We start from the raw sequence: 21575 nt of genomic DNA, 5'->3' as shown, positions 1-21575 counted from the left end.
CCCGGACCTAGGACATCCAGGTCTTGAGCTTCTCGAACGTGTGGTTCACGTCGTCGGTCATCGGGTTCACGTGCAGGTGGGTGATCCCGTTCTCCTGCAGCGCCGCGATCCGCTCGCGGACGTGGCCCTCGGAGCCGATCAGGGTGACCTTGTCGATGAAGTCGTCCGGGAGCGCGGCCATGGCCTCCTCCTTCTTCCCGTCCAGGTAGAGGTCCTGCACGGTCTTCGCCGCGTCGGCGTAGCCCTGCTTGGCGAAGACGGTGTTGTAGAAGTTCTTGCCGCGCGCGCCCATGCCGCCGATGTAGAGCGCGTAGAGGCCGCGGGCGGCCTGGCGGGCCGGTTCGAAGAACTCCTCCTCGAGCGCGACGATCCCGCCGCCGGTGATCTGCAGGGGGCCCAGCTCGGGGGCGCGCTTGGCGTAGCCGGCCTCGAGGGCGGGCCCGAAGACCTCCTGGATCTTCTCCGGCAGCACGACGTGCGGCAGCCAGCCGTTCGCGAGCTCGGCGGTCATCTGCAGGTTCTTCTCGCCCAGCGCGGCCACCCAGATCGGGATGTCGGCGCGCTTGGGGTGGTTGATGATCTTCAGCGGTTTGCCGAGGCCGGTTCCTCCGGGCAGCGGGATCGGGTAGAGCCCGTCGTTGGTGAGCTTCTCCTCCCGCTTCCAGACCTTGCGGCAGATCTCGATGATCTCCCGGGTGCGCCCGATCGGCTTGTCGTAGGCGACGCCGTGGAAGCCTTCGATGACCTGCGGGCCGGATGCGCCGAGGCCGAGGCTGAACCGGCCGTCGGACAGGGCGTCGAGGCCGGCCGCGGTCATCGCGGTCAGGGTCGGGGTGCGCGAGTAGATGGGCAGGATCGCCGAGCCGATCTCGAGCCGCTCGGTGCGTGCGGCGAGGTAGCCGAGCACGGAGACGGCGTCGAAGGAGTAGGCCTCGGCGGCCCAGACGACGTCGAGGCCGGCGCGTTCCATGTCGGTGACGGCGTCCGCGTTGCGGATCGGGTCGTCGCCGTAGGGGAGGACGGTGGAGAGCTTCACTCCCCGTTCAGTACTCACAAGTTACTCGTCGGTCAAGCCCGGACCGGGGCGGAACCCGAATCCCAACAGGGGGGTTAACCGCACTGCCCGCGGGGTACGGGTTCCGCGACAGTGGGACGCATGACGCTCGAGGCCGCACCTCCCCGCAGCACGTCCGCGAAGCGGACGCCCGCGCCGATCGTCGACGGGCAGCGCCCGCCCGGCGCGATGTTCCTGGTCGGACTGTTCGTCGTCCTCCCGACGCTCGCGCTGTTCGCCGCCGTCCCGCTCGCGTGGGGCTGGGGCCTCGGGTGGGTCGACGTCGCGCTGTTCGTCGTGTTCTACCTGGTCAGCGGCCTGGGCGTGACGGTCGGTTTCCACCGCTACTTCACCCACGGCTCGTTCAAGGCGAACCGGCCGCTGCGGATCGCGTTGGCGATCGCCGGCAGCATCTCGCTGCAGGGCAGCGTGCTCGACTGGGTCGGCGACCACCGCCGGCACCACGCGTTCTCCGACAAGGAGGGCGACCCGCACTCGCCGTGGCTCTACGGCACCGGCGCGAAGGCGCTGGTCAAGGGCTTCTGGCACTCGCACATGGGCTGGATCTTCAACCGCGACCTCACGAACATGAAGCGGTTCGCCCCGGACCTGCTCACCGACCGCGACATGATGCGCGTGGAGAAGGCGTTCCCGTTGATCGTCGTGTTCAGCCTGGCGGGCCCGGCGCTCGTCGGCGGCCTGGTCACCATGTCCTGGTGGGGCGCGTTCACCGCGTTCTTCTGGGCCGGCCTGGTCCGCGTCGCGGTGCTGCACCACGTCACCTGGTCGATCAACTCGATCTGCCACATCTGGGGCGAGCGCCCCTTCGCCTCCCGTGACAAGTCCGCCAACGTGTGGTGGCTGGCGGTCCTGTCCTTCGGCGAGTCCTGGCACAACCTGCACCACGCCGACCCGACCTGCGCCCGGCACGGTGTGAAGAAGGGCCAGATCGACATCTCGGCCGTCGTCATCCGGGGCTTCGAGAAGCTCGGCTGGGCGACCGCGGTCCGCTGGCCCACCACGCGCCGCCTCGAGAAGCTCTCGAAGAAGCCGGCCGCCACCGCGGCCTGACCCCTCCGCGTCATACGTCCGACGCCCCCGGTGCCCCGTGCACCGGGGGCGTCGTCGTGTCCGGGGCCCTAGCGGCGACGCCGGGCCGGTCGCCGCCTCCCCGCCGTCGACGGGGGGCGCGGTGCCGGCGCGGCCGGGGGCTCGCTGCGGCGGGTCCGGGTGCTGTGCGCCGAGCGGCCGCGCACGATCCCGATGAACTCCTCCATGAGGTCGCTGTTCTCCGCGTCCGGCCAGGTCAGCGCGACGCCGGACCCCGGGGCGTCGACCAGCGGCCGGTAGGTGAGGTCCCGGCGGTGGTGCAGCCGGGCCAGCGACTGCGGGACGACCAGCACCCCGACCCCCGCGGCGACGATCTCGACCGCCTCGGCCGTCGTCGGCGGGGCGTACTCCGCGGCCCGGCCGGGCGGCCCGTCGGGCCAGTCGAGCGTGTCGTCGCCACTGCGCAGGACGATCTCGTCGGCCAGGTCGGCGACGGTCACCTCGTCGGCCGCGGTCACCACGTGCTCCTTCGGGACGACCACCACGGTGGTCTCGGTGTAGAGCGGGATCGCGTGCAGCCCGGTCCGGTCGATCGGCAGCCGGGCGACGGCGGCGTCCACCGTGCCCGCGCGGACCAGGTCCGCGGCCTCGGCGGCGGTCACCGTGTGCAGCTCCAGGGTGACTCCGGGGCGGCGCTCGGCCCACATCCGGGTCCACTTGCCGGGGGTGACGCCCGGGACGTAGCCGAGGTGGAAGGACGTGGCGGTCACCGGTCGAGGCTAGCCGCATAGCCTGGTGACATGACGCGCCAGAGGTCCGCACAGACGATGAAGCCCGCGACCGCGGCGAAGAAGCTCGGCGTGCTCCTCGACGCCACGCCGGCCGACTTCCGCGAGGGGGTCGTCTCGCGCGACGAGCTCGACGCCCTGCAGGCCGACCCGCCGGAGTGGCTGCGCGAGCTGCGCACCACCGGGCCGCACCCGCGCCCGGTCGTCGCGGACCGGCTCGGGGTGTCGATCTCGGGGCTCGCCCGCGCCGGGATCACCGAGCCGCTGACCACCGAGCAGATCGCCGCGATCAAGTCCGAGGAGCCCGAGTGGCTCGCGCGCGAGCGCGCCACCCGCGCCGAGAGCCAGCGCGAGGCTGCACGGTTGAAGGCGCAGCAGCAGAAGAAGTAGGTCGAGGACCGGAACCGTCCTCGTCCGCCGCCAGGCTCGTGGCATGACGAGCTACCTCCTGGTCCCCGGTTTCTGGATCGACGCGACGGCGTGGAGCGCGGTCGCGGACGACCTGCGCGCCCGCGGGCACGACGTGGCCGCGCTCGACCTCGGCCACGAGCCCGGTGCGACCGCGGAGACCCGCGTCGACGAGGTGCTCACCGCACTCGGGGACGCGGGCGCCCCGGTCGTCCTGGTCGCCCACAGCGGTGCGGGCCCCGTCTGCGCCGCGGTGGCCGAGCGCGCCCGGGGCCGGCTCGCGCACCTCGTGTTCGTCGACACCGGACCGCTGCCCGACGGTGTCGCACAGATCGACTTCACCCCGCCCGACGCGCAGGCCGCGACCCGGGCGACCCTCGCCGGGCACGGCGCGCTGCCGATGCCGGCCCGTGCCGAGCTCGACGCCGCCGGCAGCAGCACCGCCGGCGTCCCGGACGCCGTGTTCGACGACGTCCGTGCCCGCTCGGTGGCCGAGCCGCCGGGGGTGGTGCTCACCGGCGCGCGTCGCGGGACGCCCGACCCCTCGCTGCCCAAGACCGTCGTGGCCTGCAGCTTCGCTCCCGACGACGTCCGGGAGCTGATCGACGCGGGCGCACCCGGGTTCGCGGAGATGGGCGGTCCGGAGTGGACGATCGTCGCGCTCCCGACGGGGCACTGGCCGATGCTGTCCGAGCCCTCGGGGCTCGCGGGAGTGCTCGACGGGCTGGGGTGACCCGCTGCCTCGGTGCGTGCCGCCGGCACTCTGCCAGGGGTGCCGGGCCGCGGGTCGAACGCCGAGATGCAGCTCAGCGGGAGTTGTGGATCTCCCCAGCCCGCTGAGCTGCATCTCGGCGTCCGGAAAGCGTCGATAGGCGACTCAGGGTCGTGCGGGGGCGCGCCGCAAGCCTTCAGCTGCGTCTCGACGGAGGTGTGCGGCGAGGGCCCGGACACGACGACGCCCGGACCGGTGACCCGGCCCGGGCGTCGTGACGCGCTGCTACGCGACGATCAGACGTCGTAGCGGTCGGCCATCATGACCTTGTCCCACGCGGCGACGAAGTCACGGACGAACTTCTCCTTCGCGTCGTCGGAGGCGTAGACCTCGGCGACGGCGCGCAGCTCGGAGTTCGACCCGAAGACCAGGTCGGCACGGGTGCCGGTCCACTTCACGTTCCCGGAGGCGTCGACGGCCTCGAAGGAGTCGTCGTCACCGGCGACCGAACGCCACTGGACGTCGGAGCCCAGCAGGTTGGTGAAGAAGTCGTTGGTCAGCGTGCCGACCTTGTCGGTGAACACGCCGGCCGTCGACCCGCCGGTGTTGGCGCCCAGCACACGCAGGCCGCCGACCAGCACGGTCATCTCCGGGGCGGAGACGCCGAGCAGGTTCGCGCGGTCGACGAGCAGGAACTCGCCGGGCAGGGTGTGGCCCTTGCCGCGGTAGTTGCGGAAGCCGTCGGCGGTGGGCTCCAGGTAGGAGAACGACTCGACGTCGGTCTTCTCCTGGGTGGCGTCGGTGCGGCCCGGGACGAACGGCACGGTGATGTCGTGCCCGCCGTCCTTGGCGGCCTTCTCCACCGCGGCGGCACCGGCCAGCACGACCAGGTCCGCGAAGGAGATCTTCTTGCCGCCGGTGAGCGAGCCGTTGACGTCGGACCGGAGCGACTCCAGCGTCGAGACGACCTGGCGCAGCGTGTCGGGGTCGTTGACCTCCCACTGCAGCTGCGGCTCCAGGCGGATGCGGCCGCCGTTGGCGCCACCGCGCTTGTCGGACTGGCGGAACGACGAGGCCGCGGCCCAGGCGGTCTTGACCAGGTCGGTGACCGACAGACCGGACTCGAGGACCTTCGCCTTGATCGACGCGACGTCGTCGGCGTCCACCAGCGGGTGGTCGACGGCCGGGACCGGGTCCTGCCACAGGAGCTCCTCCTGCGGCACCCAGGCGCCGATGTAGCGCTCCTTCGGGCCCATGTCGCGGTGGGTCAGCTTGTACCAGGCGCGACGGTAGGTGTCCTCGAACTCGGACGGGTTGTCCAGCCAGCGGCGGGTGATCTCGCCGTAGGACGGGTCGACCCGCATCGCGACGTCGGTGACCAGCATCGTCGGCTTGCGGTTCGGGTAGCCGGGCTCCGGGTCGGGGATGATCTCCGGGGCGTCCTTGGCGATGAACTGCTTGGCACCCGCCGGGGACTCGGTCAGCTCCCACTCGTAGGCGTAGAGGTGCTTGAGGTAGTCGTGGCTCCACCGGTTCGGGGTCCGGGTCCAGATGACCTCGAGCCCGGAGGTGATGGCGTCACGGCCCTTGCCGGACCGGAAGTTCTGCTTCCAGCCCAGGCCCTGCTCGGTGATGTCGGCGGCCTCCGGCTCGGGGCCGACGTTGCCGTTCTCGTCCGGGTTGGCGGCGCCGTGGGTCTTGCCGAGGGTGTGGCCGCCGACGATCAGCGCAGCGGTCTCCTCGTCGTTCATCGCCATCCGGCCGAAGGTCTCGCGGATGTCGCGGGCCGCGGCGATCGGGTCACCGCTGGCGTCGGGGCCCTCCGGGTTGACGTAGATCAGACCCATGTGCGACGCGCCGAGCGGCTTCTCCAGCTCGCGGTGGGCGAAGTCCTTGCTGCCGCCGTAGCGCGCCTCGTTGCCCAGCCAGACGTTCTCCGAGCCCCAGTAGACGTCCTCGTCGGGCTCCCACACGTCGGCGCGGCCGCCGGCGAAGCCGAACATCGGGAAGCCGGAGATCTCGTGGGCGCGGTTGCCCGCGAAGACCATCAGGTCGGCCCAGGAGACCTTGCGGCCCCACTTCTGCTTGACCGGCCACAGCAGCCGGCGGGCCTTGTCGAGGTTGCCGTTGTCGGGCCAGCTGTTCAGCGGGGCGAAGCGCTGCATCCCGGCGCCGGCGCCGCCGCGGCCGTCGTAGGTCCGGTAGGTGCCGGCCGAGTGCCAGGCCATCCGGATGAAGAACCCGGCGTAGCTGCCGTGGTCGGCGGGCCACCAGTCCTGCGAGGTGGTGATGACGGCGTCGACGTCGCGGGCGAGCTCGTCCAGGTCGACGGTCGCGAACTCCTTCGCGTAGTCGAAGCCCTCGTCCATCGGGTCCGCGGCGGGAGCGTGCTTGCGGAGGATCTTCAGGTTGAGCTGGTTCGGCCACCAGCTCTGGTTGCCGCCACCCTCGGTGGGGTGCGCGATGCGGCCGGCGGCGACGGGGCAACCGCCGTCCTGCTCGCGGTTCATCTCGCTCTCGACGGTGGGGTGCTCGTCAGACACGGGACATCCTCTCGGGATCAGTGGATGAGCAGTCGGGGCACCGGCCCCAGTAGACGACCTCGGCCTCGTCGATCACGAAGCCGTTGTCGTCGGAGGCGGTGAGACAGGGTGCGGCGCCGACGGCGCAGTCGACGTCGGCGATGGCGCCACAGGACCGGCACACCACGTGGTGGTGGTTGTCGCCGACCCGCGCCTCGTACCGCGCGACGGAACCGGTGGGCTGGATCCTGCGGACCAGCCCGGAGGAGTGCAGCGCACGCAGGACGTCGTAGACGGCCTGGTGCGACACCTCCCCGAGGTCCTCCCGCACGACACGGATGATCGACTCCGTGTCCGCGTGCTGGTGGGAGTGCACCGCCCGCAGCACGGCCAGGCGAGGACGCGTCACGCGCAGCGACGCCGCGCGCAGCATGCCCTCGTAGTCCGATGCGTTCGACACGACGGCGAGACTGCCTGCTTTTCTTGAATCGGTCAAGTTTCGGCGTGTCTCAGTATGAGACCGGCGCCACGTCAGACGGTGCTGCGCTCCCGGCCCGCCCAGAACGGTGCCCGGAGATCCTTCTTGAGGATCTTGCCGGTCGGGTTGCGGGGGAGCTCCGGCAGGACGTCGACGGTCTTCGGACACTTGAACGACGCCAGATGGGCGCGCGCGTGAACGAGCAGCTCCTCGGGGTCGACGGTCGCCCCCGGCGCGGCCACCACGCAGGCCTTCGGGACCTCGCCCCACCGGTCGTCGGGCACTCCGATGACGGCGACGTCGCCGACGGTCGGGTGCTCGGCGAGCACCCGCTCGATCTCGGCCGGGTACACGTTCTCGCCGCCCGAGACGATCATGTCCTTGATCCGGTCGGTGACGTAGACGTAGCCGTCGGCGTCGATGTGGCCGCCGTCGCCGGACCGCAGCCATCCGTCCGGGGTGATCGCCGCCGCCGTCGCCTCCGGCTTGTCCCAGTAGCCGCTCATCAGCTGGTCGGTCCGCACCCAGATCTCCCCGGGCTCGTCCGTGCCGAGCCGCTCGCCCGTCGCCGGGTCGCGCACCTCGATCGTGCAGCCGGTGATCGGCCTGCCCGCCGACACCAGCCGGTGCTCGACGGCCGGGTCCCCGTGGTCCTCCGGGCCCAGTGAGCTGACCACGCCGCAGGCCTCGGTCATCCCGTAGACCTGGTGCAGCTTCGGGCCGAACAGCGCCAGCGACGCCCGCATCACCGGCAGCGGCATCGGCGAGGCGCCGTAGGAGATGGCCCGCAGCGACGTGTAGTCGCGGTCGGCCGCGCCCGGCACCTGGGTCATCGCGCCCATCAGCGCGGGCACCCAGAACGTGTGCGTGATGCCCTCTGCGGCGACCATGTCCAGCAGCGCCGCCGGGTCGGGCATCCGGGCCATCACGATCCGCGCGCCCTGGGCGAGCGCGAGGAAGGCGTAGCTGGTCCCGCCGACGTGGAACAGCGGCATCGCGACCTGCACGACGTCGGTCGGCGTCAGCTCGAAGTCCGCGGCGACGTGCGCGGCGTGCGCCAGCATCGCGCTGTGGGTGAGCATCGCGCCCTTCGGGAACCCGGTGGTGCCCGAGGTGTAGAGCTGTACGAAGCAGTCGCCGGGGCCGGCGTCGTAGGGGTCGGTGTCCGGCTCGTGCGCGGCGAGGAACGCCTCGTACTCGTCGGCGTCCCCGCCCACGTGGAGCACCCGCTCCACCGCGGTGAGCTTCTCCCGCAGCTGCCCGACCGCCCCGGCGAACTCCGGGCCGACCAGCAGCAGCCGCGCCCGGGCGTCGCCGATCACGTAGACGATCTCCGGCGGGGCGAGCCGGAAGTTCACGACCGCGTTCGCCGCCCCGATCCACGCGCACGCCAGCAACAGCTCCAGGCACGACGGGTGGTTGAGGTCCAGCACCGCGACCCGGTCGCCCGGGCCGATGCCCTCCGCGCGCAGGGCCGCCGCGAGCCTGCGCACCCGGACGTCGAGCTCGGACCAGGTGCGGCGGACGTCGCCGAAGCGCAGGGCCTCGTCGTCCGGGCGCCCGGTGGCGTGGGTGCGCAGCAGGGAGGACACGGTGCTGGTCGGGTCGATCACGGGGCGGCTCCTCGGGGCTCGTCGCTGAGCGTGTGACGCACGCCATTCAAGTCCGTTTCGTCGGTCTCGCGCCAGTGCCGACCGGATCGGTCCGATCCCGGGACCCCAGGTGCGCGCGGGAAGGCCGGGCGCAGGTCGAGGGGGCCGATGTCGTCGCGGTGGCGCACGACGAGGTCGCCACCGCGACGGAGGAGATCGCGGCCGGGGTGCCGTCGGCGACGTGGCCGGTCGACGACCAGTCGCCGGAACGCACGCGTTCCGTCGGTCGCTAGGGTGAGGGTGTGACCGTCCGACGAGCCACCACCGGCGGAGCGGTGCTGCGCCCCCGCGTCACCGAGGCGATCGTGTCCGCGACCTTCGCCGAGCTGGCCGTGTGCGGGTACGCCCGCCTGTCGATGGAGGCCGTCGCCCGGCGTGCGGGGGTGGGCAAGGCCGCGCTGTACCGCCGCTGGTCGTCGAAGCAGGAGATGCTGGCCGACCTGGTCCGTCAGGCCGTCGCCGACACGTTGCCCCCCGCTCCGTCGACCGGCGCGTTCCGCAGCGACCTGCGGGAGCTGCTCGGGGAGCTGCGTGACCAGGTGGCCGCCCCGGTGGTGGCGGACGTGGTCCCGACGCTGCTGGCCGAGCTCCGCCACACCCCGGCCCTCGCCGAGGTGGTGCAGGCGGACGTGGCCGGCCCCCGGCGGGAGGTCGGCGTGGAGATGCTGCGGGCGGCGGTCGAGCGGGGGGACCTCCCGCCGTCGGTGGACGTCGATCTCGCGGTCGACCTCCTGATCGCTCCGCTGCTGTTCCGGGTGCTGGTCACCGGGGCGGCGTGCGACGACGCGTACCTGGACACCCTCGCCGCGGCGGTCGAGGCGGCGGTGCGCGCCACCGCGTAGCGGTCGTGGTCCCGGCCGCCGCCGTCGGGCCGACCCCGCGCCGGGGCCGCCTCCCGGCGGGATCCCGGTCTGGGTGAGGATGGCCGGCAGGCGATGCCCCGGTGCGAACCGGGGCGCGACGCGAGAACGGCGGGAGGCCGGAGTGCAGGAGACCGCGTCCACGGACCCGGCGACGGCGGCCGGGAGCGGGCGGATCGTCGTCGAGGGTCTGGGCAAGAGGTTCGGCCCGGTCGAGGCCGTGCACGACCTGTCGTTCACCGTCGAGCCCGGCTCGGTGACCGGGTTCCTCGGACCCAACGGCTCGGGCAAGACGACGACGCTGCGGATGATCCTCGGCCTGGTCGTGCCCAGCACCGGGCGCGCGCTCGTCGACGGCGTCCCGTTCTCCGCGCTGACCTCGCCCGGCCGCGTCGTCGGCGCGGTCCTGGAGGTCCAGGGCGTGCACCCGCGACGCACCGCGCGTGCGCACCTGCGCGCCGCGGCCGCCGCGATCGGCGTCCCCGACTCGCGGGTCGACGAGGTCCTCACACTGGTCGGCCTGGCCGCCGCCGCGGACCGCTCGGCGGGCGGGTTCTCGCTCGGCATGAACCAGCGCCTGGCCCTGGCCGTCGCGCTGCTCGGCGACCCGCGCATCCTCGTGCTCGACGAGCCGGGCAACGGCCTCGACCCCGACGGCATCGCCTGGCTGCGCTCGTTCCTGCAGGCCTTCGCCGCGTCCGGGCGCAGTGTGCTCGTCTCCTCCCACCAGCTGGCCGAGATGGAGCTGACCGCGCAGCGCCTGGTCGTCATCGACCGTGGTGCCTGCCGTTTCGACGGCACCGTCGCCGAGCTGCGCGCCGGCCACGGCTCGCGGGTGCTCGTGCGCGCCGCGGACCCGGCCCGGCTGGCCGAGGCGCTCGCCACGGACGGGATCACCGAGATCGACCGCGTCGACGACGGCGTGCTGGCCGTCGGCGGGGCCGACGCGGTCCGCGTCGGGGACCTGGCGCTCGCCGCGGGCGTCGCCGTGTACGGCATGAGCGAGGAGCGGGCCGGGCTGGAACAGATGTTCCTGCGCCTGCTCGCCGGGGAGGAGCAGCGCTGATGGCGACCGTGAGCCTCGACCGCTTCCGCGCGGTCCTGACCGCCGAGGTCCGCAAGACCCTGTCCACCCGGGTGTGGTGGCTGCTGTTCCTGCCGGTGCTGCTGCTCGCGCTGGCCCAGAGCCTGCTCGGCAGCATCCTGCAGCTGCTCGTGCCGCAGGCCACCGAGACCTCGTCGATCCTGATGCTCGCCGGGCTGGCGTCGGCGCTGACCATGACCGCGATCGTCGGTGGCGCCTTCGGGACGCTGCTGGGCACCGGCGACTTCCGGCACCGCACCGTCACGCTGGCCTACCTGACCGGGTCCCGTGGCCAGGTGCTCGCGGCCAAGGCGCTGATCGCCGCCGTCGTCGCCGGGCTGTACGCGCTGTTCCTCGTCGTGGTCGGTCCGCTGCTCGGCGGTGCGGCGCTCGGCGGCCAGCAGCTGCCCGACCTCGGGCGGCTCGCCGGGCTGGGCGCGATCGGCATCCTGGTGTGCGCGCTGTGGGGGGTCCTCGGCGTCGCCGTCGGGACCCTGGTGACCAACCAGGCCGGGGCGATCGCGCTCACCGTCGGCTACCTGCTCATCGGGGAGAACCTGATCGCCGGGGCGCTGCGCGCGGGCGACGGGTCCTCGCTCGGCGACCCGTCGGTGTTCGCCCGGCTGACGCCGTTCCTGCCCGGCAACGCCGGTGACCTCGCGATCTGGGAGCCGGTCGTGAGCTCGGCCGGGCTGGGGGCGCAGTCGCAGTTCGTCCTGGAGTTCCTGGCCGGGGTCAGCGCCCCGCCGCCCGGCTGGGTCGGGCTGCTGGTCCTGGCGGTCTGGACGGCCGCGGGGATCGCACTGGCCGCCGTCGTCGGGGCGCGGCGGGACATCACCTGAGACGAGCCGGCGGCCCCGGGCCCGGCGCTGCCGTGCGTAGGGGACGCCGCTCCCGAGCCGCCTCGCGCGGTGAGCACCGCCGTAGCCCTGTCGATCAGCGCATGAGCGTCGTCCGCCCGGCTCCCGGCCGCGCTCGTGTACTGATCGACGGCGCGGGTCCGGAGCGACGAGGTGGCGGCGCAGGGGCGGCGGTGGCCGGGAGTCCGGTGGGCGGTGCGGGGGAGGCCGTCGTCGACGGCGGGTGTCCGCCGGCCCCGCGCCGGGCGGCGTCGCCGGGCCGGTTGTCGGGGGGCGGGCATAGCCTGGCGACGTGCCCTCTCCCCACCCCTCCGCACGCCCCGGCTGGATCCGCAGACTGGCCACGGCCTGCATGCGGCACCGCCGCGTCACCGTCGGTGCGCTCGTCGCGTCGATGCTCGGCGTCGGGCTGGAGGCGATCGGTCCGCTGCTGATCCGCGAGGGCGTGAACGGCGCGATCGGCGGGGACACCGGCGTGCTCACGCCGGTCGTCGGCGGGCTCCTGGTGCTGGGCGTGCTGAAGTTCGTCGGTGCCTTCGTGCGCCGCTACCTCGGCGGCAAGATGGCGCTGAACGTGCAGCACGACCTGCGGCGCGCGGTGTTCGGCGCGGTGCAGCGCATGGACGGCGTCCGCCAGGACCGGCTGCGCACCGGCCAGGTCGCCTCGCGGGCCATCTCCGACCTGCAGCTGGTGCAGGGCTTCCTGTCGATGGTGCCGCTGTCGGCGGGCACCGTGGTGCTGGTGGTCGTCGCGATCGTCGCGATGCTGTACCTGTCGCCGCTGCTCACCGTGGTCGCTCTGGTCATGCTGCCGCTGGCGTTCCTGGCGACCAACAGCATCCGGCGCAGGCTGTTCCCGGCCACCTGGTCCGCGCAGCAACGGGCCGCCGAGATCGCCCAGCAGGTCGAGGAGACCGTCACCGGCGTGCGCGTGGTGAAGGGATTCGGGCAGGAGGCCCGCGAGACCGCCACGCTGGAGGGACGGGCCCGCCGGCTCTACGGCGAGCGGCTGCGGGCCGCCGGGCTGACCGCGCGGCTCAACCCGATGCTGCTCGCGCTGCCCGGGCTGGGACAGGTCGCGGTGATCGGCGTCGGTGGCTGGATGGCCGCCCGCGGCACGATCGACCTCGGCACGTTCCTGGCGTTCACCACCTACGTCGGGATGCTCGTCGGGCCCGCCCGGCTGATCGGCGCGCTCGTGGTCACCGCGCAGCTGACCCGGGCCGGGGCGGAGCGTGTCTTCGAGATCGTCGACGCCGCACCGGGGATCGTCGACCCGGAGCGTCCGGCCGCGCTGCCCGAGGGCCCGCTGACCGTCGAGCTGGACGACGTCCGGTTCGGCTACGAGCCCGCGGGTTCCGGCCCGGACGGCGACGCCGCCCCCGATCCGGTCCTGGACGGGCTCTCCCTGCGCGTCGAACCCGGCGAGACCCTCGCCCTGGTCGGTCCGCCCGGCTCGGGCAAGTCGACGGTGGCCCTGCTGCTGCCCCGCTTCTACGACCCGCAGGCCGGGCGTCTCGCGATCGGCGGGGTGGACCTGCGCGACCTGCGGCTGCACGACCTGCGCGCCGAGCTGGGGGTGGTGTTCGAGGAGGCGTTCCTGTTCTCCGACAGCATCCGCAACAACATCGCCTACGGCCGGCCCGACGCCGGCGAGGACGAGATCCGCGCCGCCGCCGAGGCCGCGCAGGTGGCGTCGTTCGTGGAGGACCTGCCCGACGGCTACGACACCGAGGTCGGCGAGCGCGGCCTGACCCTGTCCGGCGGTCAGCGGCAGCGGATCGCGCTGGCCCGGGCGATGCTGACCCGGCCGCGGGTGCTCGTGCTCGACGACGCGACCTCCGCGGTCGACACCGCGACCGAGGCCGCGATCCACGAGACCCTGCACGAGCTGACCGCCGAGCGGACCACGCTGCTGGTCGCGCACCGGCGGTCCACCCTGGCGCTGGCCGACCGGATCGCGGTGCTGGACAAGGGCCGGGTCGTCGACACCGGCACCGAGGACGAGCTGCGCGGCCGGTGCGCGCTGTTCCGGGAGCTGCTCGCCACCGGCCCCGCCGACGAGCTCGGCGGCGGTACCCGCGAGCCCGCCGCCCACGAGGCGGCACCCGGCACCGGCACCGGCGTACTCGCCGATGCAGCGGCGGGCCCGGCCGTCACCCCGGAGCTGTGGCCGCGGGTCAGCATCGAGGAGGACCCGGACCGGGCCCTGACCCGCGACGGCGGCGGCGGCGCGGCCGGCTGGGCCGGTGGGATCAGCGCGACCCCCGAGCTGCTCGAGTCCGTCGCGAAGCTGCCCCCGGCGAAGGAGTCCCCCCGGCTGCGCGGCGACGACGACCCGACCGCCCCCGATCCCGCGTTCCGGCTGTCCTCGCTGCTGCGCCCCGTGCGGTGGCTGCTGGTGCTCGGCGTCGCGCTGATGACCGCGGACGCGCTGGCGACCCTGGCCCTGCCCAGCATCGCCCGGATCGCCGTCGACGACGGCATCGCCGACGGCGCCACCCGGGTCCTGCTGCTGGCGGCGCTGGCCGGGCTGCTGATCGTCGTGCTGGACGCGGTCGTCGTCGGGTTCCAGACGCTGGTCACCGCCCGGGCCGGGGAGAGCCTGCTCTACCTGCTGCGGCTGCGCAGCTACGCGCACCTGCAGCGGCTCGGCCTCGACTTCTACGAGCGCGAGCTGTCCGGCCGGATCATGACCCGGATGACCACCGACGTGGACGCGCTGTCCACGTTCCTGCAGACCGGGCTGGCGCAGGCGGTCGTCAGCCTCCTGACGATCGGCGGGGTCGCGACCGCGCTGGTGCTCACCGACCCGCAGCTCGCGCTGTACGCGCTGGGCTGGCTGCTGCCGCTGCTCGCGGTCGGCACCGTGGTGTTCCGCCGGTTCTCCTCCCGCGCCTACGCCGAGGCCCGCGAGCGGGTCAGCGTGGTCAACGCCGACCTGCAGGAGAACGTGTCCGGGGTGCGCATCGCGCAGGCCTACGTCCGCGAGGAGCTGAGCTACGACCGCTTCGGCGAGCGCTCCGACGCCTACCGCCGGTCGCGGCTGCGCGCGCAGCGCTACATCGCCACCTACTTCCCGTTCGTGGCGTTCCTGTCCGACATCGCCACGGCGGTCGTGCTGTTCGTCGGCGGGACCCGCATCGTCGGCGGGGACATCACCCCGGGCGTGCTCACCGCGTTCCTGCTGTACCTGACCCTGTTCTTCGGCCCGGTGCAGCAGCTGTCGCAGGTGTTCGACGGCTACCAGCAGGCCCGGGTCGGCCTGAACCGGATCTCGGAGCTGCTGCGCACGCCCACCTCCGTCCCGGACGAGCCCGAGCGGCCGGCGCCCGTGCCGCCGCGGCTGCGCGGCGAGGTCGAGCTGGACCACGTGACGTTCCGCTACCCGGGGGTGGACGCCCCCGCCCTCGACGACGTGTCGCTGCACGTCGGGGCGGGCGAGACCGTCGCGCTGGTGGGCGCGACCGGAGCCGGCAAGTCGACGCTGATCAAGCTGATCGCCCGGTTCTACGACACCGGCGACGGCCAGGTCCGCGTCGGCGGCGTCGACGTGCGCCGCTTCCCGCTGGCCGGGTACCGCGCGCGGCTCGGGGTGGTCCCGCAGGAGGCGCACCTGTTCACCGGTGACGTCGCCTCGAACATCGCCTACGGCCGACCGGACGCCCCGCCGGAGCGGATCGAGGCCGCGGCCCGCGCGGTCGGGGCGCTGGGCCTGGTGCGGTCGCTGCCGCAGGGGTTCCGCACCCCGGTGGGGGAGCGGGGGCAGGGCCTGTCGGCGGGGCAGCGGCAGCTCGTCGCGCTGGCGCGGGCCGAGCTGGTCGACCCGGACGTCCTGATCTTCGACGAGGCGACCGCGGCACTGGACCCGGCCACCGAGGCCACCGTGCTGGCGGCGGGGGAACGGGTGGCGTCGCGGCGGACCGCGTTCGTCGTCGCCCACCGGCTGCAGACCGCGCGGCGGGCGGACCGGATCGTGGTGCTGTCCGGCGGTCGGATCGCCGAGGAGGGCACGCACGACGAGCTGGTCCGCGCGGGCGGTCGCTACGCGGCCCTGTGGCGCGCGGGAGAGCTGGAGCCCGAGCCGGACAGCCCGCTGGCCGCACAGACCTGAGCGCGGCCCGGGGGTCAGTCCCGCAGGTGCTCGGCCCGTGCGGCGACCGCGGCGCGGCGCGGGTCGTCCCGGTCCAGCAGGTCCAGCAGCAGCTCGTGCGCCTCCAGGTCGTCGGTCCCCAGCGGGTGCACGACGAAGCGGTGCAGGAGCGCGACGTCGTCCGAGGCGAGCACGGCGTGCCGCAGCCCGACCGCGAGCTCGTCGCGCAGCTCGCGCACGGCGGGCGCGTCGGAGCGGGGCAGCAGCTCGCCGTGGCAGGAGTCGAGCGCGTCGGAGACCCGGCCGTCGCGCAGCGCCGCGCGGACCCGCAGGAAGTCGGCCTGGGGCCCGGCCGCCAGCCGGTAGGGGCGGGTGAGCAGCAGCTCCGCGCCCAGCGACGACCGCAGCCGGTGGATCTCGCCGCGGACGGTGGTCGGGTTGCCGTCCTCGCCGTAGAGCATCAGGGTCAGCTGCTCGCCGGAGAGCCCGTCGGGGTGCAGCGCCAGCGCGGTGAGGATCTCCGCCGGGCGCAGGGTGGCGGCGAACTCCTCGCCGTCGAGGGTGACGCGCGGACCGGCCCCGCCGGTGAAGCGCAGCTCCAGCGGGCGGGGCGCACCGGTCGGCGCCGTCGGGACGACGCGCCCGCGCCGCCGCGACGGCGGCACCAGCAGGTAGCCCTCGGTCAGCCTCTCGACGGCCATCTCCCGGCCGTCGCCGAGCTGCACCCGGTCGACGCCGTCGTCGAGCCGGATCCGCTCGGGGAACAGGCCGTAGGGCTCGCTGGCGATGACCCGGCCGCTCGCGGACAGCAGGGCGCCCTCGGAGCCGCGCAGCACCGCGAGGTGCGGCATGTTCTTGACCCGCAGCCGCTCGTCGGCGATCGCCAGCCGCACCCGCAGCTGGTTCTCCGCGAGGTGCGCGGTCGCCGTCACCAGCTGCACCAGCGCGGGGTGCACGGTGTGCAGCGGCCCGGAGATGTCGATCGCGCCGATGGTGTCGCCGGTGTCGGGGTCGTGGACGGGGGCCGCGACGCAGGTCCAGTCGTGGTAGGTCCGGACGAGGTGCTCGGCGGAGTGGATCCGGACCGGCTCGTCGACGGCCAGCGCCGTCCCCATCGCGTTGGTGCCGATCGTCTCCTCGGCCCAGCGGGTGCCCTCGACGAGTCCGACGTCGTCGGCGGAGTGCAGCAGGCCGTGCGCGCCGTCGCGCCACAGGACGGTGCCGTCGGCGTCGGTCACGAGCATCACGTGCATCGCCTCGTCGGCGATGCTCACGAGGGTGGAACGGAGCAGCGGCATCACCGCGTGCAGCGGGTGGCCGGTCCGGACCTCCTTCAGCTCGTCGGCGAGATAGATGAGCGGGGGGAGTCGGCCCTCCGGGTCGACGTGCGCGGCCAGGCTGCGCTGCCACGAGTCCGAGACGACCGGGCGGGGGGTGCCCGCCGAACCGCCGGCGCCGAGACCGTCGTCGTAGATGCGCCGCAGGCGATGTGCGTCGGCGACCATCTCCTCGGGGGACGTCCCGCCCTCGGCTCCGCTCACGTCGCCTCCCGTCACGGCTGGGGGCACGTCGTGCCCTGCTCCCACGTGATGTCCCGCGCCGGCGCGGGACCGTCCCGGAATCGGTGGACCGTCCCGGGGTCGTGAGCATACCCGCTGCTCGGGGGCTCGACCCCTCGTGACCGGGGCGGGATGCGACGTCGCTCGATCGCGCGCAACGTGGGGGCAACGTGGCGCTCCCTACGGTTTGCCGCATCGGGACGCCGGGTGGCGTTCCTGCGATGACGCAACAGATCCACCGGAGGACAGCGATGACGCTCGAAGCCGTTCGTGAGGCCACCGATCTGCGTGCCGGCCGCGGGGCCGACGGCGCGGATGTGATCCGCCGCGCGGCCCGGGTACTCGTCGTCGACTCCGAGCCGGTCGTCCGGCACGGGCTGCGCGCCCTGCTGACCGCCGAGCCCGACCTGGCTCCGGCCGGCGAGGCCGCCTCCCCGCGCGACGCCCTGATGGCCGCCGAGCGCGCCCGCCCCGACGCGATCATCGTCGACATCGAGTTCGCCCGCGACGAGCGGCCCGGCCTCGACCTGGTGCGCGCGCTGCTGGAGCGCTGCCGCGGGGTGAAGATCCTCGTGCTGACCGGCTGCCGTGACCGCGACTCGATGATGCGCACCGTCCGCCTGGGTGTCCACGGCTACCTGCGCAAGGGTGCCGACACCGCCGAGATCGTGCGGGCGCTGCGCACGGTCCTGCGCGGCGAGGGTGTCTTCGACCCGGGCACCGCGAGCGCCGGCCCGCTGCAGGTGCTGCGCGACACCGACCCGGCGCCGTCGCCCACGCCGGACCTCTGCAAGACCTCGCTGCTGACCGACCGCGAGAACCAGGTCCTGCGGCTGCTCGCCGTCGGCCTGTCCAACCGCGAGATCGGGACCCGGCTGCGGATCTCCGAGGCCACCGTGAAGTTCCACGTGCGGAACCTGCGCGACAAGCTCGAGGTCCGTCGTCGCACCGAGATCGTCTACACCGCCGCCCGCCAGGGCATCGTCTGATCCCGCCGGGCCGGGGCGAGGCACGCGCCCGCCCCGGTCCGTGCCCTCGGCCAGCGCACGCGCGACCGGCGCGGTCACCCGACGGGTGACCGCGCCGGTCGCGTTGCGTGGTCGACACCACCCCTTCCGGGGATGCGTTCACCCGGCGGCCACCTTCTCCTCACCCCACGGGAGAACGGGGGTGCTGGGATGCGGAGGAAACGGACGGTTCCGAACGGACCGGACCGGACCGCGTCATCCCACCACGACCCCAGGAGGACGACCGTGGCCCACAGCTGCCCCGGCGACGCCCCCCAGGCCGGCCCCGCCGTGCCCTCCCGCTCCTCGACCGCGTGCGGCACGGACGTCAGGGCCTCACCTGCCGCTACCGGTGCGGCGACGCCTGCTCCCGGCCCGAGCCCAACCCGTCGTCGAACGCCTACTTCGGTGACGTCATGCAGGCCGTGCTCGACCGGCGCGGGATGCTCCGCGCCGGTGCGGTGATCGGCCTGGGCGCCGGGGCCGGTGTGGCCCTGGCCGGCACCGCCTCGGCGGCGGAGCCCGTCCCGGCCGCGCCGGCCCACCCGCTCGGTGCCGACGTGGCCGCGCCGGCGCAGGCCCGGCCCCCGCGCGGGCTGCAGTACGAGACGGTCGCGCCGAACCTCGACGACGCGATCCGCGTGCCGGTCGACTACGCGAGCAACGTCGTGATCCGCTGGGGCGACCCGATGTTCCCGGACGCGCCGGAGTTCGACTTCGAGAACCAGACCGCCGCCGCGCAGGCCCGCCAGTTCGGCTACAACAACGACTTCTGCGGGATCCTGCCGATCGACGGCCCCGGCCGCCGCTACGTCATGTTCTCCAACCACGAGTACACGCTCGAGCCGCTGATGTTCCGCGGGTACGACGAGGACGCCCCCACCCCCGAGCAGATCCGGATCGGCATGGCCGCGCACGGCGGCGGCGTCGTCGAGGTGACCCGCGACCTGCGCACCGGCGAGCTGCGCTACGACCGCGACGGGAAGCTCAACCGGCGCATCACCGCCGACACCGAGATGGTGCTCGACGGCCCGGCCGCCGGTGCCGAGGTGCTGCGCACGAAAGCTGACCCGACCGGGCGCAGCGTGAAGGGCATGATCGGCAACTGCGCCGGCGGCACCACCCCGTGGGGCACCTTCCTGTCCGGCGAGGAGAACTTCGACGGCTACTTCGCCTCCGGCCCGGTCACCGACGAGCGCGCGAAGCGCTACGGCATCTCCGAGGGGTCCTCGGAGCGCCGGTGGGAGACCGTCGACCCGCGCTGGGACCTCGCGCAGGAGCCGAACGAGGCCAACCGGTTCGGCTACATCGTCGAGATCGACCCGCACGACCCGCGCTCGAAGCCGGTCAAGCACACCGCGCTCGGCCGCTTCAAGCACGAGGGCGCCACCGTCGCGCTCACCCGGGACGGGCGCCCCGTCGTCTACATGGGCGACGACGAGCGCTTCGACTACGTCTACAAGTTCGTGTCGGACAAGCGGATGCGCCGTGGTCACAGCCGGGCCGCCCGCGAGCACAACGCCACCCTGCTGTCGTCGGGCACGCTCTACGTCGCGACGTTCACCGGGGACAGCCCGGCCGCGGAGATCACCGGCACCGGGGCGCTGCCGCGCGACGGCCGCTTCGACGGCTCCGGGCAGTGGAAGCCGCTGGCGTCGACCACGAAGTCCTACGTGGACGGCATGAGCGTCGCCGACGTCTTCGTGTTCACCCGGCTCGCCGCGGACAAGGTCGGCGCGACGAAGATGGACCGCCCGGAGGACGTGGAGCCCAACCCGCGCACCGGGAAGGTCTACATCGCCTGCACCAACAACTCCGACCGCGGCAAGGCGGGCGCCAAGGCCGGTCCGGACGAGGCGAACCCGCGCAACGCCAACCAGCACGGCCACGTCATCGAGCTGACCGAGACGCGCGACGACCCGGCGGCGACGACGTTCGCCTGGAACATCCTGCTGGTCTGCGGGAACCCCGACGACCCGTCGACCTACTTCGGCGGGTTCGACAAGTCCCAGGTCAGCCCGATCACCTCGCCGGACAACGTGGCGTTCGACCCCTACGGCAACCTGTGGGTCTCGACCGACTCCACCCAGGCACTGGAGATCAACGACGGCCTCTACGGCGTCGTGCTGGAGGGGCCGCAGCGCGGCTCGACCCGGCTGTTCGCCAGCGTCCCGGTCGGCTCGGAGTGCTGCGGGCCGGTCGTCACCGAGAACTTCGTGCTGGTCTCGGTGCAGCACCCGGGCGACGTCGACGACGCCTCACCGGAGAAGCCCGCGTCGCACTGGCCCGACGGCGGCGCCGCGCAGCCGCGTCCGGCCGTCGCCGCGATCCGGCACCTGAAGGACGGACGCCCGGCGAAGATCGGCGTCTGAGGCCACCGCCGCCCGGTCCGTGCTCCGCCGCGGACCGGGCTGCGGGTCAGGCGCAGCGGCCGAGGTCCGGCTCGCCGGACCCGGCGCGCTTGTCGAACGAGATGTGCACGTGGTCGTAGTGGTTCGCGGTGTCGCCCCCGCGGTCCTCCATCGTCGACCACCCGGAGCCGTCGTTCATGCGCTGCTCCCAGATCACGTACTTCACGCCGAGCTCGTCGGCGTTGGCCAGGGCGCAGTCGGCGATGCGGTCGCCCTTCTTCCCGCGCACCATGATGTCCAGGGCGTGTCCGGTCGGATGGTCGGAGGCGTTCGCCCGGTTCGCGACGCCGATCAGGTCGGTCTCGCCGTAGGCGCAGCCGAGGAACTCCGCGGCGTCGGACACCCAGTCCTTCACCCGGCCCAGGTCGTCGAGGTCGAGCCCGCACGACGGGTCGTTCAGCCCGCGGGCGGCGAGCTCGGCGGCGGCCCTGGCCTGCTCGGCGGCCTCCTGCGCCAGGCCCTGGGCCTTGCGGGCCGCGGCGAGGCTCGCGTCCGCGGCCGGGTCGAGCAGGCCTGCGTCGCGGACGATCTCGGCGCCGAGGACGGGTGTGTCCCGCAGTCCCTCGGCGGCGGCCGCGGCCTCGGCGAACGGCGCGCCGGGGGTGTCACCGTCCCGGCCGTCGGACACGTCCTGTGCGGCCAGGCGCAGGTCGGCCTCGGCCGGTCCGACGCCGAGCCCGGTCACGGGCGTGACGACGGCGAGCGTGCCGCTCGCGACGGCGGCCGCGGTGGCGACGTGACGCAGCCCGGGCCGCAGCCCGGCCTGCGCCCGATGTCGGTGTCGGGGCACGACGGTCTCTCCTCCGGCACGCGGAACGGCCGGGCTGCGGGGGAGCGTCGGGATCGGGGGATCCCGGCCCGTCGGGGGTACCGGACCGCGTGTTCAGTGACCGGACGGTAGCGAATGTCCCGTGATGTCCGATCTTCGCGGGCCGTTCGTGGCGGCGACCGCACCCGGCCGTGCGACGAGTGGCACGGATCGGGCACCCCGCACGTCTTTACCCGACCGGACGTTCGGTGCAAAAGTGGCGCGGTCC

The 21575-nt window shown here is 73.7% G+C and carries 16 protein-coding genes; 9 read left to right on the top strand and 7 right to left on the bottom strand.

Annotated elements, in window-relative coordinates:
• Positions 1 to 7: 7 nt before the first annotated feature.
• Positions 8 to 1036, bottom strand: coding sequence for an LLM class F420-dependent oxidoreductase (locus ZF1_RS22115; protein ID WP_179761914.1), 1029 nt, complete (start codon positions 1034 to 1036; stop codon positions 8 to 10).
• Positions 1037 to 1156: 120 nt separating this feature from the next.
• On the opposite strand from ZF1_RS22115, the gene ZF1_RS22110 reads away from it, so the two are divergent.
• Positions 1157 to 2125, top strand: coding sequence for an acyl-CoA desaturase (locus ZF1_RS22110; RefSeq protein WP_073578549.1), 969 nt, complete (start codon positions 1157 to 1159; stop codon positions 2123 to 2125).
• 68 nt (positions 2126 to 2193) lie between these two features.
• Here the strand turns inward: ZF1_RS22110 and ZF1_RS22105 are convergent, their stop codons facing one another.
• On the bottom strand, positions 2194 to 2874 hold the full coding sequence (locus ZF1_RS22105; RefSeq protein WP_482638249.1) for a LysR substrate-binding domain-containing protein: 681 nt from the start codon (positions 2872 to 2874) through the stop codon (positions 2194 to 2196).
• Between the two features lie 30 nt (positions 2875 to 2904).
• On the opposite strand from ZF1_RS22105, the gene ZF1_RS22100 reads away from it, so the two are divergent.
• Positions 2905 to 3282, top strand: coding sequence for a DUF5997 family protein (locus tag ZF1_RS22100; protein ID WP_062397456.1), 378 nt, complete (start codon positions 2905 to 2907; stop codon positions 3280 to 3282).
• Between the two features lie 43 nt (positions 3283 to 3325).
• On the top strand, positions 3326 to 4033 hold the full coding sequence (locus ZF1_RS22095; RefSeq protein ID WP_482638248.1) for an esterase/lipase family protein: 708 nt from the start codon (positions 3326 to 3328) through the stop codon (positions 4031 to 4033).
• A 275-nt stretch (positions 4034 to 4308) separates the two neighbouring features.
• Here the strand turns inward: ZF1_RS22095 and katG are convergent, their stop codons facing one another.
• The 3 genes from katG to ZF1_RS22080 all read right to left on the bottom strand — a co-directional run bounded on the left by katG (position 4309) and on the right by ZF1_RS22080 (position 8625).
• A complete protein-coding gene (gene katG / locus ZF1_RS22090; protein ID WP_482638743.1) occupies positions 4309 to 6522 on the bottom strand; it encodes a catalase/peroxidase HPI in 2214 nt (737 codons plus the stop codon).
• A gap of 25 nt (positions 6523 to 6547) precedes the next feature.
• A complete protein-coding gene (locus ZF1_RS22085; RefSeq protein ID WP_482638742.1) occupies positions 6548 to 6967 on the bottom strand; it encodes a Fur family transcriptional regulator in 420 nt (139 codons plus the stop codon).
• Positions 6968 to 7065: 98 nt separating this feature from the next.
• Positions 7066 to 8625, bottom strand: coding sequence for a long-chain-fatty-acid--CoA ligase (locus ZF1_RS22080; RefSeq protein ID WP_482638247.1), 1560 nt, complete (start codon positions 8623 to 8625; stop codon positions 7066 to 7068).
• Between the two features lie 281 nt (positions 8626 to 8906).
• Here ZF1_RS22080 and ZF1_RS22075 point away from each other — a divergent pair, with 281 nt between their 5' ends.
• From ZF1_RS22075 to ZF1_RS22060, 4 genes are all read left to right on the top strand, one after another.
• On the top strand, positions 8907 to 9506 hold the full coding sequence (locus ZF1_RS22075; RefSeq protein ID WP_482638246.1) for a TetR/AcrR family transcriptional regulator: 600 nt from the start codon (positions 8907 to 8909) through the stop codon (positions 9504 to 9506).
• 142 nt (positions 9507 to 9648) lie between these two features.
• Positions 9649 to 10590, top strand: a complete 942-nt coding sequence (locus ZF1_RS22070; RefSeq protein ID WP_226369656.1) for an ATP-binding cassette domain-containing protein — start codon at positions 9649 to 9651, stop codon at positions 10588 to 10590.
• The gene (locus ZF1_RS22065; RefSeq protein ID WP_179761921.1) at positions 10590 to 11450 is read left to right on the top strand and encodes an ABC transporter permease; all 861 of its coding nucleotides are present in this window, start codon (positions 10590 to 10592) and stop codon (positions 11448 to 11450) included. The genes ZF1_RS22070 and ZF1_RS22065 overlap by 1 nt, the downstream gene beginning before the upstream one ends.
• A 370-nt stretch (positions 11451 to 11820) precedes the next feature.
• The gene (locus ZF1_RS22060; RefSeq protein WP_482638741.1) at positions 11821 to 15582 is read left to right on the top strand and encodes an ABC transporter ATP-binding protein; all 3762 of its coding nucleotides are present in this window, start codon (positions 11821 to 11823) and stop codon (positions 15580 to 15582) included.
• 14 nt (positions 15583 to 15596) lie between these two features.
• Here ZF1_RS22060 and ZF1_RS22055 read toward each other — a convergent pair whose 3' ends face one another.
• On the bottom strand, positions 15597 to 17102 hold the full coding sequence (locus ZF1_RS22055; protein ID WP_482638245.1) for a GAF domain-containing protein: 1506 nt from the start codon (positions 17100 to 17102) through the stop codon (positions 15597 to 15599).
• Positions 17103 to 17371: 269 nt separating this feature from the next.
• On the opposite strand from ZF1_RS22055, the gene ZF1_RS22050 reads away from it, so the two are divergent.
• Positions 17372 to 18109, top strand: a complete 738-nt coding sequence (locus tag ZF1_RS22050; protein ID WP_062397435.1) for a LuxR C-terminal-related transcriptional regulator — start codon at positions 17372 to 17374, stop codon at positions 18107 to 18109.
• Between the two features lie 332 nt (positions 18110 to 18441).
• Positions 18442 to 20499, top strand: coding sequence for a PhoX family protein (locus ZF1_RS22045; protein ID WP_482638244.1), 2058 nt, complete (start codon positions 18442 to 18444; stop codon positions 20497 to 20499).
• Positions 20500 to 20545: 46 nt separating this feature from the next.
• On the opposite strand, the gene ZF1_RS22040 is transcribed toward ZF1_RS22045, so the two are convergent.
• The gene (locus ZF1_RS22040) at positions 20546 to 21328 is read right to left on the bottom strand and encodes a VldE C-terminal domain-containing protein (protein WP_482638243.1); all 783 of its coding nucleotides are present in this window, start codon (positions 21326 to 21328) and stop codon (positions 20546 to 20548) included.
• Positions 21329 to 21575: the final 247 nt, after the last annotated feature.

Source organism: Pseudonocardia sp. ZF1, assembly GCF_056835605.1.
This window is presented reverse-complemented; position numbering and strand designations above follow the sequence as displayed.